Origin of the sequence: Desulfosporosinus meridiei DSM 13257 (assembly GCF_000231385.2) — a bacterium.
In the GTDB taxonomy this organism is placed as follows: domain Bacteria; phylum Bacillota; class Desulfitobacteriia; order Desulfitobacteriales; family Desulfitobacteriaceae; genus Desulfosporosinus; species Desulfosporosinus meridiei.
In genome coordinates this window covers 356,374-373,306 of the sequence record NC_018515.1, presented here as the reverse complement: position 1 = coordinate 373,306, position 16,933 = coordinate 356,374, and the positions used below count along the sequence as shown (strand labels likewise).

Annotated in this window: 11 protein-coding genes; all 11 read right to left on the bottom strand. The window is 39.0% G+C overall.

The window, feature by feature from the left end; genetic code table 11:
* Positions 1 to 7: 7 nt before the first annotated feature.
* Complete coding sequence (gene pglZ, locus DESMER_RS01825; protein ID WP_014901358.1) at positions 8 to 2,524, bottom strand: BREX-1 system phosphatase PglZ type A; 2,517 nt, start codon at positions 2,522 to 2,524, stop codon at positions 8 to 10.
* 1 nt (position 2,525) lies between these two features.
* Positions 2,526 to 4,031, bottom strand: a complete 1,506-nt coding sequence (locus DESMER_RS01820) for a hypothetical protein (RefSeq protein WP_014901357.1) — start codon at positions 4,029 to 4,031, stop codon at positions 2,526 to 2,528.
* Positions 4,032 to 4,043: 12 nt separating this feature from the next.
* Positions 4,044 to 7,595 carry a BREX-1 system adenine-specific DNA-methyltransferase PglX gene (pglX, locus tag DESMER_RS01815; RefSeq protein WP_014901356.1) on the bottom strand — a complete coding sequence of 1,184 codons (3,552 nt, stop codon included), beginning with the start codon at positions 7,593 to 7,595 and terminating at the stop codon, positions 4,044 to 4,046.
* Positions 7,596 to 7,608: 13 nt separating this feature from the next.
* Positions 7,609 to 11,220, bottom strand: a complete 3,612-nt coding sequence (gene brxC, locus DESMER_RS01810) for a BREX system P-loop protein BrxC (protein WP_014901355.1) — start codon at positions 11,218 to 11,220, stop codon at positions 7,609 to 7,611.
* Positions 11,221 to 11,232: 12 nt separating this feature from the next.
* Complete coding sequence (locus DESMER_RS01805; RefSeq protein WP_014901354.1) at positions 11,233 to 11,811, bottom strand: DUF1788 domain-containing protein; 579 nt, start codon at positions 11,809 to 11,811, stop codon at positions 11,233 to 11,235.
* 1 nt (position 11,812) lies between these two features.
* A complete protein-coding gene (locus DESMER_RS01800; protein ID WP_014901353.1) occupies positions 11,813 to 12,406 on the bottom strand; it encodes a DUF1819 family protein in 594 nt (197 codons plus the stop codon).
* 658 nt (positions 12,407 to 13,064) lie between these two features.
* Positions 13,065 to 13,721 (bottom strand): hypothetical protein, encoded by a 657-nt coding sequence (locus DESMER_RS01795; protein ID WP_014901352.1) that lies wholly within the window; start codon positions 13,719 to 13,721, stop codon positions 13,065 to 13,067.
* Positions 13,714 to 14,322 carry a hypothetical protein gene (locus tag DESMER_RS01790; protein WP_014901351.1) on the bottom strand — a complete coding sequence of 203 codons (609 nt, stop codon included), beginning with the start codon at positions 14,320 to 14,322 and terminating at the stop codon, positions 13,714 to 13,716. The genes DESMER_RS01795 and DESMER_RS01790 overlap by 8 nt, the downstream gene beginning before the upstream one ends.
* The gene (locus tag DESMER_RS01785; protein WP_014901350.1) at positions 14,319 to 15,248 is read right to left on the bottom strand and encodes a CBASS oligonucleotide cyclase; all 930 of its coding nucleotides are present in this window, start codon (positions 15,246 to 15,248) and stop codon (positions 14,319 to 14,321) included. Before DESMER_RS01785 ends, DESMER_RS01790 begins: the two co-directional genes overlap by 4 nt.
* The gene (locus DESMER_RS01780; RefSeq protein ID WP_014901349.1) at positions 15,248 to 16,246 is read right to left on the bottom strand and encodes a hypothetical protein; all 999 of its coding nucleotides are present in this window, start codon (positions 16,244 to 16,246) and stop codon (positions 15,248 to 15,250) included. Before DESMER_RS01780 ends, DESMER_RS01785 begins: the two co-directional genes overlap by 1 nt.
* On the bottom strand, positions 16,227 to 16,790 hold the full coding sequence (locus DESMER_RS01775) for a 7-cyano-7-deazaguanine synthase (RefSeq protein WP_014901348.1): 564 nt from the start codon (positions 16,788 to 16,790) through the stop codon (positions 16,227 to 16,229). The genes DESMER_RS01780 and DESMER_RS01775 overlap by 20 nt, the downstream gene beginning before the upstream one ends.
* Between the last annotated feature and the right edge of the window lie 143 nt (positions 16,791 to 16,933).

The window sequence follows — 16,933 nt, the reverse complement described above, 5'->3', positions numbered from 1 at the left end:
CACCGCCTTATAGGTTAAACCCAAAGTCATCTCCAAAGGCAATATCCATGACGACAGCATGACGAAGGATTTCCAGGTCATTCTTTTCATCATAAGCCACCAGATAATATTGCTTGGACTTGTCATACTTTTTATTTTTAAAGTTAAACCGCAGACGGAAGATTCGCTTCTGGGGCTCAAGCTCCTTTTTGTCTGCAACATAAATGGCCTCATTAGAGATCTTTTCGTTATCCTCAGAAATAAAGAAAATCTTATAGCGGGTTCCCTTGACCACATCGCTGACTGGCTCCGTCTGAATGAAGTCCAGTGAAGCAATCATGTTCGTGATTTTCTGAACCATACTGACCAGCGTGATCTGAACGGTACGGGTTTCCTTGTGACCCTTTGCCGTCTTAATGTCCAGCACTGGAACGATCATTTCCTGAGGAGATGATCCGCCATGCACATAGTTTTGTCCTCCCCCTGCCACTTTGAATACATTGGCGCTGATAGGGAAAGAGACCATTTTGGGGTCTTCATTCCTGAGAATCCAACTCATCGGCACAGAGAAGATGCCATCTTCCTGAAGGGCCTGATCTGAAACAATAAAGCGTCGGTTGACAAAAGAGCCTTTCTCAGCAATATTTGTAATCTTGTCACTCTCTTGCAGCTTGTCCCGTTTATAGATAAATCCATGATCCGCCGTAACGATGTAATGAGTGGCACTCACATCTTCCGTCAAGCGCTTAATGAGGTTGTAGATTTCACCGATGGCTTCCTCGCAGGCAGTAAAGACTTCATTTTCAGTATTGTGTTTATCTCCACGGGCATCAATCTGATTATGATAGATGTAGATCACTTCCATTCCGGCAAAGGCCTGCCGGATAACATCTCTTGATTTGAGGTTATCGTACTGAAGGCAGCGGCTATTTTTGACGTAGCTTTGTAATACAGTTTCCCGCTGTTTTAGATCATCGCAAGGCGAACCATCGACCAGAACACGATAATCCTCCGTCATTTCCAAGGTTTTATGGGGCAGAAGTGCCGCCATGCCAAGCCTTGTATAAGACGGGAGTACACTTATCATTGCCTCCAGCTGTGCAGAGCATTTTTCATCTTCCTGCAGCTTCACCCAGAGGGAGCGGCCAACTTCGTAGCGCAAAGCATCGGAAATAATAACGACCACACGCTCCTTACAGCTGCGAACATAGCGATTAAAGAAGTCCGACTGCAAAGGCAGCACGGTCAGGGCCTCTTCGCCTGTAAATCCAGCGTTCCACTTTGGAATCACAGCGGATAGGTATTCGTTGGTATAGATAGCCTCCACCAGATCACGGAGCTTTTCAAAAGGTGCATTATCCGTGAGCTGATCGTAATAGAAGTAGAAGTTTCGGTAATGGGTATCGATCAGGCAGTCCGAAGCACGGTACTGATCGACAATACCCATAAATTGATCCGGGCAATGGTAGTTGGCTGCTAGAATAAGATAATAGGCATTTTCCAGCAGTTGATACTGACCCTCATAGCTTTCTCCAAAGTGCTTTTTACGTCGCTCCTGACACACCACAGGGATAGACATTTCGTTCAACTTGGCCCCCGTATCCTCAGCCAGCAGTCGTTCATTGATCCAACCGATGATAAAGCGATCAACCACAGCAAAGGTGTCACAATCGATCAGGGCTTGCGGGGGATATGATTCAAACACCGCAGTAACGTTCAATTCGTCACCCACATTTGCGGAAATCTGATTATACCGTCCACGATACAACACGTTGTTCATCAGATTGTCTAAGAAGGTAATGATCGAACCGGATTTAAAGGAAACAAAGCTGCGCCAGGACTGCGGCAACTCGCAATGAAGATAGCGTTCTGTATACGTCACAAACATCGTAACCACCAGTTTTTCAAGGGTAGGCTTAACATCGGTATAGCCAAACTGGTCCTCGCATAATCGCCAGAAAGCAGGAAGAAGATCATATTTCCCAAACTCCGCAAGATACTTGTTGTCCTCAAACCCGTCATCGGTCATAATCACACGAACAACCTCATCAAACGAAGCAATTCGGGTCTTGCAGAGTGCGCTCATCAGGGCAACTTCGATGGTGTCTCTATTAAAATTCTCGATCTCCAGATCATAGAAACGTTGTGTTCGATCTTTCGCCCCAAAAAACTTAATATATTTTTGAATGACCGGTTTGTACTTCTCATCAATGCCAAGGTCCACAGCAAGCAAAGACGCTCGATCTGCAAAAAACTGCTTGGAGTACAGTAATGTGTCCTCTAAATGATTATTCCGTACAGAGGGCTTTGGAAACGGCGCATAAATCAAGTAGTTTGTTGTCTGATCCAAGCGCTCCAGAAAATATTTAGTATAGAACTGATTGTCTGATTCCAAGTGATAGACTTTGGCATTGGTTAGTTCCAGTGTGTCAATATCATCGGCAAACTCTGCTTTCTCATCATACCAGAATACCAGTTTGCGGATGTCACCAGCGAACTCGGCATTAAGCTTGTCAATAATTTGTTTAAAGTTAAGTTCTGCCATGCTATACACCTGCCTTTACTTTATCAGCTTCTTCAAAAGGCTTTAGCAACCTAGCAACTTCTTGACACGCTATTTTTTCAGGTGTTCCTTTCCCCAATATTGGTATAAATGCATTTTTAAAATGCACTACAAAATCAATAAAATCATACGGTTTTCCTTTTATGTGTTCTTTATCAATGTCAATATGTTGCAAAATAAATTTCCAGAATCCTTCGCTTTTAACTTTTGAAGAAAGGAAAGTAACTGATTCTTCTAAAGACTGTCCCGTAGAGCAATCTGCAGGCGGCTTGTAGTAGTCGATTTCAGTTTGATAATTTTCTGGAGATTTCAAGACATCAATAAATTCCCTGTTTGATATCTGATAACAGGAATAAAACTCGCAAAAAAGTGTTTCGACTACTTGTTCCTCATCTGCATCAGGTACTTCATTGATTTTATCCATTGTCATCAGTAAAGGAATATATTTGTCATTACTTAAATGACAAGCCCAATATACAATAGAATATAAGTCGAGGACTATTTCATTTGCAATAGATTGTAGGTCTTTTCCTAAGATAATGCCATTGTGCGCAACTTCGTTACGAAGGTCTGGAACATCATATGCGAAATATGGATATACAGACAGTTCCAGTACTCGACTATCACTATAGACTTTCTCAGCCTTCTCAACGAGTGTACCTGCCTTGTTTCCAAGCTCTTTTTTTGCAATTATTGAACAACAGTCATAGAACAACCCTTCGAGTTGAAGGACTGCTAATGCAATAAATGCCTGATATCTCTTTTCATTGAATAATCCAACAAGAATGTCAAAGATCTCACGCCTCCTGGAAAGGTAATGATTATTGGATACCTTGTCTCGTACATATTCAATACATTGGTTTTCGGTCACCATTCGTGCAATTTCCTCCTGATAAGCCTCAGGAGAAGATACTTTCAGATCGATATACTTAGTCACAGTTTTTTCAATTTTAGTAAGGTCAATTCCCGGAATAAAACGCATCTTTGCCTCTGTGCTAAAATCATGCTGAAAATCAAAATATCTCTTGAAGTGAGCATACTCATATCTCCCATCAAGGAATAACATAGTTAAGCCATCATCTTTGCGCTCTGTATACTTAAATGACTTGTTTTCAACGCTAAAATCAATAAGCTTATTGCTATAGAAATCAATAATTTCTGCTTTGGCATTTCTATTTAGACCGGCAAAATACCGATACTTTTTGTGTTTATAATCATCTTCTGACGGAGTTGCTGCATCAAGTGTTTTTAACTCAGCTAGCCTTATGTCTATTTCCCTTAAATCATTACGAACAAGCTCAGATACAAAGACATAATTACTCACGATATTTTCAATCTCTACTTCGCTTAAAATCTTATCACTAATCCGCATTATCCCTAATAATTGCTTGCATAAGCCTTCCTTGTTAAGCAAGGGTAAAGCTTCTTTGGAGACAAAGATAGGTAATACCGATTTTATTTTTTCGCTAATTAAATCTGCATCGCACATCAGTCCCTCACCTCAGATCTTCGCCAGCACTTCAAGCTTCTCGCCATCGGTACCAGTCTGGACTTTTTCATAGTTAACCTTTACTCCGTCATCCAGATCTATGGAAATACGGGCAAGAGCAAGGTGAGCAATCTTCTCATCGTATTCCTTGGTTTCTTTCAATTGCTTTTTTAGTTTTTCTTTTCGCTTGGTTGCAGCTGCCACTTCACGGGCATTATCACTGTTATCAATCGTCTCCTGCATACGAGCGACTTCACTATCATATACTCGCTGCATCCTATGGAGGTAATCAATACGCAGATTACCAATGGTATCCTCACTATACCGATGCAGATATATCAAAGCTTTGAAACCATCTGTTTTACCGCTGTCAAAGAGCCAATATATCGGACGCTTCTGATAACCCTTGCAATGATCTTTAAAGAAATCTTTTAGAAAATAATTTCGGATGACTTCTCTGGAGGTATTACCCTTATTGCCAAGCGAATTGGCTATGAAGTCCAGATTTTCTTCCAAATTATCGGCACCAAAGCTTATTTTGACGAAGGCACAGAACAGTCCAACGATATCATCCTCAAAGTATTCTTCATCGGAGATGGGTAGGATATTGTCTTTGTTGGGGATAAAGGTGTTGTATTTGCAATCATCCCATTCACCACCGTCAAATGCAAGTCCATCCAAGTCGAGGCTGTAGCGACCAAACATACAACCTACTGCGTACGAAATAAAAGAACGCACATCACGTCCAAGGTCTGCTTTGCGGATTATCACGTCTTTTTCCTCAACCTGTGGGCAAAGCTCTTTCTTTAAACCATAGAGTTCAATGAAAATACGATTTAGCTCTTCCTCATTAGATTTCAGTTTTTTAAATTGTGCCTCTGAAAAAAAGCGCCAGATCTTAAATGCATTTTCTACCCAGCCATTTGCTGTGTTTGAACAAATACTAGATATATTATCATTCTCATTTAGGTAATAGGTGCTAAATTTTGCAACTGTATCGGTCTGGAAAGTTAAGAAGGGATGACGTTTAAAATCGCAACTTGTTTCAAAGAAATCCCAATCCATTTTGGCTAATTTTATATTAGTTGCGACCAATTCAAAGCATGATACCGGTACGTTCTCGATTAAATCAGGTAAGTCTAGAACGTTTCCAACAAGCGTATGCAATGTTGGATTTGTAATATTAAGTAGATATATGCTTACCTTAGAGTTGAGAAATCCCAATACAGCATTATCACACTTAAAGGACAAGTTAAATATTGTTGGGGAAACGGAACTAAATATGCTATCAGCAGGTTTAATTCTAAAGCTTGGTAAACCAGAAGTAATATCATTCCATGTTATCCCTTCTTTATCCCAGAACTTTTCATTTAACAAGCCGCCATGTTGGCGGTAAAAATCTCTTGCACCAGGTGTCCAATTTACTACATCAGTATTATTCCCATACCATTTTCTGAACACGCCACCATTAGAGTACGGCCTCCATCCAGGTGTTCTCTTTACTTCCCACCATGTACGAACATAGACATCGTTATTATGCGTTTTGTTTCTTCCACCAGAAAAATAACTATGGCTGAACTTCTTCGCCGAAAAAACAGCATAATTCTTAACCCAATAAGCTATAGGTATACCAGATATTCTAGAAAAGTTATCAGTTTTTGTTGAATATAAAAAACTACAATTATCAGTATTTATTGCTTCCAGAACTTTTTCTTTCTGTACATCCATATCTCCTTTAAAATCTTCAAGCCTAATATAAATGCCTTCAATACTAGAAGGCTTATTAGCCAAAACAAAAGTACATATATCTACAACAGCTTCTTTGAAGAATGCTCCTTTTGCCATTTGAATAAGAGATGAAATTGACTTCTCTTCAACAATAAATTTTCGCAAATTTTCATATGTTTTCAAAAACATCCATACATTTGGAGTCATATAAGCAGCATAGCCATCTTCCTTACAGAAAGACAAATTACGATACATAAACACAGAAAATAAATCACCTGAGTACGCCTTATATCGAGTAGTTACAAATTCTTTAAGGTGACTTTCTAATTTGTTCATGTAAGGAGGATTGGTACATACAACAGTATATTTTTCTTTCAAGATTTCAGCTTGTTTTGCTAACTTTCTCATTAATGGAAGCGTTTCACTCATCCATATAGAAGTAAAAAGATTTAATTGATCATTTGTAATGCACTGATCCAAATAATCAGCGAATGAAATATAGTCATGATAATCAACTGTTTGCAAAGAGCCAAGTTCTTTTGCATGCCTAAAAGTATTAATCAAATATTCACCAATGTTATTCTGAAATTCATTAAAGGTTAAATCATCATATGTAAACTTTGTTACCCCATTGCTTTCATAGATCGCGCATACATTAATGTTGATATCCATCAATAAAATGCGTCGGTTATAGCTTCTTGCCTTCATCATGACAGCAAAATAAGCTAACTGATAAGCTCTTTTATCTATATCAAGACCAAATAGATTATTTGTTATAATGTTTTTTGCTGCATCACGCTGGGAATAGCCACATTCTTCATAAATTGCCATAAAAACTTCAAAAGCATATACTAAAATATGACCACTACCCATGCACGGGTCAAAAAAGGTAATATTGGTAGGATCAACTTTTTCATCTATATATGTGATATCACTTTTTTGGGGTGAAATAAAAAATTCAAGTTTTTCTTTCAGGTTACTATCTGGATTACGCTCAATCCAATAACGACCAAGCGAATTATCGACCATATATCGAACAACCCAGTCGGTGGTAAAAAGCTGCGTTGCTGCGGGAATGTCTTCTTTCTTTATAGATTTACCACCAATAACGTTTACTACTTCTTCATGTTTTTCAGAAATATAGAATTGATACATCCAACCAATTATTTCGACTGCTTCTTTAAAATCAGCTTCATCAATATCATGCACCAAGTGATAAACCATGCCGTCTTTATCAGTATAAGATACGTTCAACAGAAGTTCAGTGTAGTCATTCGTTTTCTCAAACAATTCCGGCAGAATCACATTGAGAGCATTACACTGCTTGATAAAGAGCATACGAAAAAGCTCATCCAGCTTATTGTCATGTTTCAGCTGCATGATTCGGTCTTTTTCATAAGGCGTATACTCCAGATCTGCGTCAAAAGGCGTAGTCACCAAGTCCGGTTCTGCTTTTGTGCTGCTTTCTGAAGACAGCACTCTGATTCGAGATGGGAGATAGTCATTTACTTCCATAAATCGCACGGCTATCAGACGATTGAACCAGGTATAAGCTACCTCTTCAACCACGCTCTTAAAAGCAGTCTTGTAATCCGACTGCTCTTCTTTTTGCTGAATTGCTGCGACCAGTTTTGCTCGCTGCTCAATTTCCACGCCGGTAATAGAGTACGGCTCTCTTGTACCGATATCAAAGAATTGGACATCTTTTGAGGACTGCGGCAGGGGGCTTTTGACTTCTTTTTCCGTAATACCCAGCAGTCCTGCTTTATATGTAATCTCTGCGATGAGCTTATTTCTTGCCCAGATCGCAAAGTTCTTAATGGCTGTTTTATTCATCTTAGTTGCTCCTTTAGAACTCAATATTAATGATTGTGTCCTCATCCAACTCTTTCAGAATCCGTTCTTTGAGAGCAGCCATATACTTATCCACGTCCTGGGCCGTCTCAATCTGCCAGGAGGCCGCGAGGTTGACTGACTTAATACTGATGCTCTTTCGTCTCTTAACCTTCGGCTGAAACTTCGCTCCTGTTTCCTTAACGCCACCAGCACCCGTTTTTTTCTTTTCTTCCTCAGTTTTGGAACGGGCGATCTGCTCATCCTTCTTGGTCATCTCATTGAGCAGACGAACTTTCAATGCATCAGCTTCGACTTTAACATTCTGCAGTGTTGCGACATTGTTACAGGTCTTGGCCTTTTCAAGGATTTCTGCAAACAGCTTACGGAAGCGCTCTACCAACTCACTTTTGTATTCCTTGGCCTCCAGAACATCAAACACCCTGGTTTTAGCATCCTCAATAGCGGCAATAACCGGTGCTTCCATATCCGTCAAGAGCTTTATATAAAGGTCATTAAAGCGGCTTAACAGTTCCGGCAGCTTCGGAATATCGCTATAGGGAGAGTCTTTTTTGAGAATGGCTTTAATTTCGCCTACGACAGTTTCCACTTGTTCATCCACGATGAAGGTCTTGCTGTCATCGTAAATACCCATGAGATGCAAAGCTTTTTCAAAGATGGTCTTTTGATCACCGCCAAAAAAAGCTTTGACGGGTTCATAATCTTCAGCAAAATCAAGGTAGTCGTCGCGGTCGGTCGAGATTTTTTTGAAAAATTCGCTTGGGGACTGAATCTGCACCACAGCACGCAGCAACGTTTTGCCTGAGGTCACAATTTTTTGGCCCGGCAGTGGCTTGCTCTGATACATAATTTCAAATTTCTCCAGCTCATAAACAATGTTATTACTGTAGCTCTGGAAGCTGCACATCATGGCATCTTCGTCTTCGTTAACACTGGAAACGCCGAATAATTCCTTCATTACCTCACGAACGGCCTTTTTCTGCTTATCATTGGGCTTTTCCCGTTTTTCAGTTAAAAGCTTTTCGACATACTCTTTCTTGGTAATATAACGGATGATTTCCTCGTCGGTTTTATTGAGCAGTGTCACACTTGTCCCATTAACCGTAAAAGCGATATCGCCGTTCTTGAACAGCTTAGCTACAAGCCATTCCACATCATCTTCTACGAAGCCATAAGGAGCCTTCATGAAGCGATCCATTAGACTCTTCATGGATGTTTTCATGTGCATCGCCGAATTTCCGGCAATAAAACTGAGCATATCGTTCAGCGCATGGATATTCGGTTCGCTGCCATCTTCCAAGGTAAGATTCAATTGATTGGAAACTTTAAACAATGCCCGGATGTGGGCTTCGCTCATGGGGGCATCAATATAGGTAAGCTTATGGTAAACAGTGGCCACCAAACGGCCAAAGGCATCATTAATTCTAGCTGCCACATCCTTAGCGCCAATCTGAGCTTTATCACCATTCACATAGATAACGGCATTCTTCATCGATTCGATCAAAAACAGTTTGGCATTACCACTTCTTTCGCGCATTTCAACTCGTTTGGCTTCTTTGATCTGTTCAAACTTGGTGAGTGTACTGGATGTTGTCAGGCGCAGGTATTTTTCAATCTTTAGCGCGCTTCTAATTTCACTAAGAAAAGCAGAATCAGTGGGCAGGGCGACAAGGACTTCTTTTCCCTGACCAGACATCATCCGCAGGGTCGCCTCCTGGTCGCCATATTCGGAGTTTGGGGTAAGAACTCTGATCCCAATATCATGGTTCTGATTAGCCTTATAAGGATGATCATCCACAATCTGATTCAAGGCAAAGTTGTATCGGCCATTGAATTTGGGGTAGCTATATTTTTTATAGCTAAAAATATCCTCGAAAATCAACTCGGAAACTTTATTGATGACCTCACCCGTCTCCACATTCTGGCTGTCAATTTCACGGTTGATTTCCTGTTCTTCGTCGGTCAGAAAGACAAATATGTCGCCATTTTTCTGGACAAGCATCTGGCGTACAAGAACTTTGAGAGCTTCTTCGACCTGCTTCTTCAGTTCAATACGATCTGTCTCAATATCAGAAATCATCAGGCTGGTGATGTTATCGATGTTGGCCGTAATCTCTTTAACATACTTGATCATGAACAGTGTTTTGAGAACACTGACGGCGAAGCACTCCTCCAGCTTATCCGGGTTTATATAGCTGTTGTCCATCGCCCGAATGATAACCCCTTTGTGACTGTGATCTAGAAACTGATGCAGCGCATCATAAAAGACATTAAACGGAATCAGCGTGCCGGCAGGACGATCCATCAGTTTCACCGCCGATTCTTTAAACAGGGCAATCATGGAACGCTCGCCCTCAGATAAATGCTTACCGGAAGCACCATGAGTTCTGATCGAAGTCAGGACACTAGCCAGCAGGTTAAATTGATAAGTCACAAAGGGATAAACGGCAGCAAAATCGCTGTCGTCAGTATATAACTTTTTTTCCACCCCATCATTGAAGACGATCAGGTTTTTAATGATGGTTGTCTTTTGTTCATAAAGCAATCTTAGAGTTTGTTCGGCGGTTGTGGTTTTTGCGAGAATTCTCTTCTTGATGACTTCATCGACATTGGCCGAGGAAAGTGACAGTCGGGTATCGAAACGCCCCTGAATCTTGGAAAAATCGTTACCTTTCGTCTTCGTCACGGAATCTATATCCTGCTGGCTTGTGACAATGATCCAAACCTTCCCCTGACAAGCCGTACCCAAATCCTCCGTTACGGTTTGCAGATTGAGCATCAGTTTTGAATCGTCACCTATGTACTGGCCGATTTCGTCCACTAAGAACACGATGTGATGATTTCGGTCCTGACGCTTGAGGTATTCTTTGACGAGCTGCGCAAAATTTTCAATGCTAATATTATAAGGTTCTGTTGCTTTTTCACACCAGTTCCTGGCGGCAGCTTCACTCATAAAGCCCATGTCATCCAACACTTCCACGATGCTATCCTGAATAAAATCGAACTTGTGGCGTGTTGCTTCCCACGGCTGGCCGAAGTCTTCCTCAAATAATTCTATGAATTCTTTATAACGCCCAACTTCCTGGAGCCGTCTTTCCAAGTCAGCCAGGAACGGAATAGAACCACAGAAGCCCTGCATTTCATTGAAGACCTTCAGAAATACGGAGACGATGGCATCTTTCGTCTGTTTGCCGGTCATTTCGCTTTTGGAGTCGATATTAAACAAGACAACATCCGTGGGCACACTAGCTGCCAACTGCATATCTGCTAGAACCATCGGATCGATGATCTTATCATCCTCGATGAAGTACTCAAGGGCTTTCTTACCCTCGACTTCTTTATTGGCCAAAAGATAGGAAAGGATTTTCAAGAAGTGAGACTTACCACTTCCAAAGAAGCCGGATATCCAAACTCCCATTTTGTCGGTGTGACCGTTAATCCCTTTCTTATAGCTGGCAAAGAAATCGGCAAAATGCTTTTGCAGTTCCTTAGTCACGACATATTCTTCAAGCTCCTGCTTGATATTCGCATCGTCACCTTGACCCACTTTAATGACACCTTTAATGTCCCTGTCAATCTTTTTGGCAAACATGTCTTTGATATTCAACGCTTCCGCTCCTTACTCCACAAGCCTGAAGGCTCGGTAATAGTTATCGTCTTTAATCTCATTAAACAGAATCAAGGTCTGCCCATCGTATTTGCCTGGATAGAACATTACGACCGGTACATAGTCAATCGCTTGATGAAGATTGTTGAGAACCTTGTGTGACCGAAGTAGCGGATAGCACTTGCCAATCCCCGTCAGAAAAACAACGGCTTCCTGGGGTGTTCGTTTCTGAATGTATTGAACAATCATGCTGGCATCATCATTAATCTGCAAAAGATTACCGACCGCTTTAACGATTCGTTCCAGGCCCTTTTTCTTTTCAAACTTGTAGCACTGTTCCATAAAGCCTTCCTGCTCCAACATATCGATTACGATATCATAAAGGTCGAAGACAACGAGTTCAAACCCATCTGTGCCTTTAGAGTTTTTGGCCTTTATGTATTCAATGCGTTCTCTGACGACCATTTCCTTTTCAGCAGGATAATCAAAAACGTAATAGCCCACTTCATTACCCAGGCCTTTATTCTGGCGGAAGCTGGGCATTTTGATCATTCGTTCTGCTTGATCCAAGCGTTCTTCCAAACTGGCCATTTTATCTCACTCCCGTTAGGGCATGGATCATGATCTCCATGCCGTTAGCTCGCAGGCAATCTTCCAAAGATTTGTCCAAAATCGGCTTCAATAGTTTCCGGTTGCCAGTCGAACGATCCGTTATACCCGCTTCCATGAGCAATGTCTTATAGCAGGTTCCGAGACGCTTCAGGGTATAGTCCCTCCATTTGGCAACTTTTTTACTTTGCAATTGCTTGTCCTTAAAGAAAATGCGAAGATCCCGATCTGTCAGTTCATCGCTGCCAAGGATCAATTTCTCACGATACACTTCGTAGATGAAATCAAAGAACAGACGATCTGTCGCCATGATAGCTATAAGGGTAATGATCTTTTGCATGGTTACATCACTTTGCTCAAATAGAAGATAAAACGACTGATCTAGACTCTTTGCACGTCTGGCTACGGCATTAAATATTTGGGATGCCCTTGCTTGTGTAGGAGCTGCAAAGATATTCTCATTCTTGTTCTTCTCTTTGATTTCAGTTAACTTTTTGCCAGCATTTAAATGCTGAATTACTTTACGAAACTCCGGAAACCAAAATGAGCATTTCACCATTCCGGCACTATATTCCACTCTATATCCTCCATTATTATACACTTTATTGTAGACAAAAAGATGCTTTGTAGATTTAATCTGCTAATTTCTACTTACCTCGTAATATTTAACTAAATCCACAAAAAACCTTAAAGAGTTGCAACACTTATCCATCCACTGTATTATTGACAATTATTCTCATCCTCACGCACCAATCCAGCTAGACTTTTAACTTAGCGAGGATATAACCCATTTAAGAGCACACTTCAAGAATTCAACGAGTTTCTTCAATCTCCTCCAATACCAGTAAGGCAAAGTTCTGCCAAATCCTTAATTGTTCTGTTCTCGGATTACATTACCCCTCGGCCAATGTTTTCCTCAAACCTTTTAACGATTCCTATACTTTTTAACGATAGGTAGGAATCGTTCCAGAGTAGGGTGCATCTTTCAACGAATAGGTGCAGAAAACATAAAAAGCGCCGTCTTAAACGATGCTCAGTTTGCCTCAAAAAACCGAAAAGCCCAGCAATGCTGGACTTCGTATGATCATTAATTGTATCAAATATTGAGTGCTTATTTTGTCTAATGACTCAAATCTTTGATACAAATTAACGATGCACCTACTCTTTTTCCAAAGGGGGTGCATTTATTCATATGCGGAAAGAACTATCTTTTAAAGGCTTTAATCTTTCTACGATTAGGTCGTTATCCAAGAATCAAAATAATCTAGATAATTAGTTTTTATGGTTGCAAAACGCCATAATACAATGTCAATTACAGATACTTTGTCCCCAGTTACGTTTGAAATCACCGTACAAAGATTATCAACGCTTTCAAAGCCTGCTTTATCTGCAATTCTTTTTAAATGTCTATCGGGCTTTGCAACTTCCAAGCCAATATTTTTAGCCAAATGATAGGATGTTACTGGACCAATATAGGGAAATGTTCTTAAATAATTTATTCCTTGTTCTTGAATCTTCTGTTTAACATTAGTAAACCCGATATTATCTAGTACTTCGATAATACTGATAATGGCTTTTATTTTACCAGGATTATTAAAATATTTAAGTGCATTGACTAAACACAATTCTTTATTTCGTATAACTATTTTACTTGATTTCCAGTTATAAAATAAACGACATATTTCAGGGAATACTCTCCTTATTATCGACTCTTTCATTCCGGAAGAAAGTATAACCCAAGCTACTTCCTCTATAAATCTTGATTCGTTAATATTCTCAAACTTAATATCCTCTTGCCAATCTATCTCGTTTGCGAAACCACAATCTATCACAATTTGTTTAACATCCATATAAGTAATACCTAGTTGCCTAGATATTGTTTGATTAAACATTCTCACTCCTACTTTCCGAGTGGTTCTGTCCTTTAAATATATTTTTATTAGATAGCCAGAACAACTTCAATTTCAAAAGAAGAATTGAGGCACCTGGATTAGAATCTATCATCTTACTTAATGCAATTTTTCTTTTATGTCGCGCCTTTAATTGTATAAATTTTTTCTCAGGAATTTTAACAGGAAGTTTATCTAACTCTTCCTTAACCTGATGCATTATTATTGTCATAGAGTTATTTCCATCTTGGTTTACTTCCATATTTTCATTTAAAAGTGATTTCAGCCTTGAAAGTGTTTCAGCAGTTTGCCTATATTGTTCGCCTTTTTGTTTCCAATCAACGCGTAAAGAAATAAATGTTGCTATAAAGACTAATATCGAAATTAACCCCAAAATAATTCTGGTTTTATCTTCATTCAAACCAATTAGTTTAAGTATTTTAGGATCTAAAAACACAGTTGCATTTAAAATTATTGAAATCCCAAATAATAACAAGTCCATTAACAAAGAATATGAATTGTATTTGTCTCTTAGACTTGAATGCGCCGTAAGCATCATATCAATAACTTTAGATAACTTTTGACTCGGGTTTTCACTTTTCAATTGTTTTCCCCCAATATTTCCTTCCATTTATCAAGCGATTGTGATCCATCTGCATTTTTTAATTTTCTAGCAATACGATTTAGTGCGTCAGAAGCTATCTTCCTTTCTAAGCTACCACCTGACCCAAGGTAATCGTCTACATGTCTAGATTGACCAGTCTTATCCTTAATTGGTGACATAACTTTATCTGTTGCTTCAGAAAAGAAATGTTTTAGCATTGACTTAGTTGTCTTTTTTCCATCATAACTTTTAAATATTTCCACAGCTAGCGATTCAACATGGTACCCCGTTAGCTGCCTATTTTCTGGCAAATTTGAAATTATGGATTTAACCATTTTAATAGTAGGTATAAGTTTCATAGAAACATTTTTATTAACTTCTGTTAAACAAGTAGTAAACTTTTCCGGATTAATACTCGCCCATTTTCCACTATTTTGGTCAGCTATCTTTATTCCACTTTCAGTCCTTACGGCTGGGAGAATTTGTATTTCTGAATCGGAGTATTTTATTGTTATTGCTAATTTTCCTCTATGAATCTCAGTATTGGGCAAACTTTCTTTCAGTCTAGTATAAAAATAATTCTTTACATCCTCTGGTGATTTTCCATTTAAATCCGACTTATTTAATATCACTAGTGCATCTATGTCACTTAAGCCATCTACGTATGTATGTTTTGAGACCGAACCACCGAAAAGCAGATCTAAGACACCTTCAATGTCTTTTTCTAGTGCCAATTTTATTCTCTCAATATGCCTTGTAATGAGTTCAGTATCACGGTTATTATATTGTGCTAATAGTTCATCTATTAAACCTGAAACTTCAGTTTCAAAATGACTATTTGTAGTTTTTTCTTCTTCTTCTCTTAGTTTCTTAGTAAAGTCATTCGGATTAGAAATGTGAAAATATCCTCCACCTGATCCACCCATTAAAATCTCCCTCCTAGTTTTCCGCACAGTGTATCATATGAGTTTCTTAATAACTCGGAGTTTTCCTGAAACATTCTAAAGTCATGTTCCAGTAGGAAATTTTTCATTTGTATTTGGAGACTTTCTAGATGATAAATATTCCTTGCCCAAATGGTAGCGTCTAATGTTTCTTCTCTCATATTTAATAAGGTAGGTTCTAAAGCACCATAGTTTTGTTTGTAAATTGTTTTACCGGTATAATAAGAATATTTTAACCATGTAAGCCCATCAAAAATTTCCGCCCCAGACAGAAAATATAAGGAAGATGTTATTGGGTCAAGACTTCCAAATATATGTAACGGAGAATTTATGCCCGCTTTATCTAATGCCATTCTTATTATTGCAATATTTTGCATTCTCTCTAATAAAGATTTCCCTAACTCCTTTTCTGTAAAACCAATAATATCAAAGTCTTTTAGAAGCAATATATTATCCAAGATCTTTTGTAAAGAAATATATCTTTCTTCATTTTCTGGCTTTAGAAGAAAATCGCTCATTTGATTCGTATACTTTGAAAAAAGATCACGTCCCTGCTCGATTTGCTCAGGAATCGTTCTATGAATACTACCATGGTCGAAGCTAATAAAAACTCCAGGCACATGGCTAGGCCAGTTATTCAGGAATTGTTTATGCAAATCTTCAGTCCATTCTTTAATCGGGCCAACGTAACGCATAACTTCGGATAAATCATGCTCGTCAGATGTTTCGTATCCTCCACTATCGACAAAAACAACTTCAGTTGGGAAATCATCACTAGGGACATAACCATAATGACCATCATAGGCACTTATTAATAAGCATTGGGTTAAGTACTCCTCTGCCACTCTGAAGATTATTGATGCCTCGGACTTATCCTGCTTATTAAACCTAAAACCCTTACTCGAAAAAGATGGTATAAGCATTGGTGTTTCTAAAATAACTCCACTAGGGTGAACCAATTTATTTCTTCTTGCAAGCACGGAGAACCTCCCTATCTCTACATGATAAACAACTACCACATGGTTCTAAAAAACCTTTTTCGCAACTGTAAGTTAGTTCAATCGGCACAGCATGATCCAAACAATATTGCCAGATAAAATCTTTATTATAATTTAAAAATGGCGCACTAATAGAAATTTTCCCATCTGTATAGCAATCAAACAAATTGTTCATTTCCAATAAGAAATTAGGTGAACAGTCATAGTAACTAGTACCAGAATGGATTCCAATAGCAATCAATCCCTGACTTAGGTTTGATGAAAGCAAGGCAATACTTAATAAAAATGCATTTCTTCCAGGAATTACTCCCGTTCCCCACTGACGCAACCCAGAACATTTCAAGACTTGGAAGTCAACACAGTAATAATTGCTAATGGCATAAGCTGATTTCTTTTCTTGGTCAACTGCATTTTGGTTATAATCAACAAAAAGAGCCTTAACTTTAAAGCCCAAGTTCAAGTAGTATGCAACACAAGCTGTTGAGTCAAGACCGCCGCTTAAAAGAACCAATATCTCAGATTTCATAAATTCTCGCCCCTTGTTCAGGCTTGTTGATTACATATTTGGGGGGATATTAAATAAATTCTGTAAATAAGAAGTAATTCCTGCAATAAACATAAAAATTTTCCTTTTTTTAATATGTAAACTTTTAAGCAGTCAAACCCTAG